This is a genomic window from Pseudomonas sp. EA_65y_Pfl1_P113 (assembly GCF_963970525.1).
GTDB lineage: Bacteria > Pseudomonadota > Gammaproteobacteria > Pseudomonadales > Pseudomonadaceae > Aquipseudomonas > Aquipseudomonas tritici.
The window spans coordinates 1-1,021 of record NZ_CAXAQM010000106.1; the positions used below are offsets into that span (position 1 = coordinate 1).

At 49.7% G+C, this 1,021-nt stretch carries 1 rRNA gene; it reads left to right on the forward strand.

What is annotated here, in order from left to right:
- Positions 1 to 398: 398 nt before the first annotated feature.
- Positions 399 to 1,021 (forward strand): 16S ribosomal RNA (locus tag AACY52_RS28495); the annotation flags it as partial.

Below are 1,021 nucleotides of genomic sequence, written 5' to 3' on the forward strand. Positions count from 1 at the left end.
GCGGTGTTGTTTGGCTCTATTAACGTTTCGATCCTCTCGGTCGAAAGCGGAGAAAAAGAGGTGTTGACAGCAGCGTGTAACGCTGTAGAATTCGCCTCCCGCTAACGAGAGATCGGAAGCGCAAGTGGTTGAAGTTGTTGAAGAATTCTTCGAAAACTTCTGAAAATAATCACTTGACAGCAAATGAGGCTGCTGTAGAATGCGCGCCTCGGTTGAGACGAAAGATCTTAACCAACCGCTCTTTAACAACTGAATCAAGCAATTCGTGTGGGTGCTTGTGGAGTCAGACTGATAGTCAACAAGATTATCAGCATCACAAGTTACTCCGCGAGAAATCAAAGATGTAACCAACGATTGCTGAGCCAAGTTTAGGGTTTCTTAAAAACCCAAAGATGTTTGAACTGAAGAGTTTGATCATGGCTCAGATTGAACGCTGGCGGCAGGCCTAACACATGCAAGTCGAGCGGTAGAGAGAAGCTTGCTTCTCTTGAGAGCGGCGGACGGGTGAGTAATGCCTAGGAATCTGCCTGGTAGTGGGGGATAACGTTCGGAAACGGACGCTAATACCGCATACGTCCTACGGGAGAAAGCAGGGGACCTTCGGGCCTTGCGCTATCAGATGAGCCTAGGTCGGATTAGCTAGTTGGTGAGGTAATGGCTCACCAAGGCGACGATCCGTAACTGGTCTGAGAGGATGATCAGTCACACTGGAACTGAGACACGGTCCAGACTCCTACGGGAGGCAGCAGTGGGGAATATTGGACAATGGGCGAAAGCCTGATCCAGCCATGCCGCGTGTGTGAAGAAGGTCTTCGGATTGTAAAGCACTTTAAGTTGGGAGGAAGGGCAGTTACCTAATACGTAATTGTTTTGACGTTACCGACAGAATAAGCACCGGCTAACTCTGTGCCAGCAGCCGCGGTAATACAGAGGGTGCAAGCGTTAATCGGAATTACTGGGCGTAAAGCGCGCGTAGGTGGTTTGTTAAGTTGGATGTGAAATCCCCGGGCTCAACCTGGGA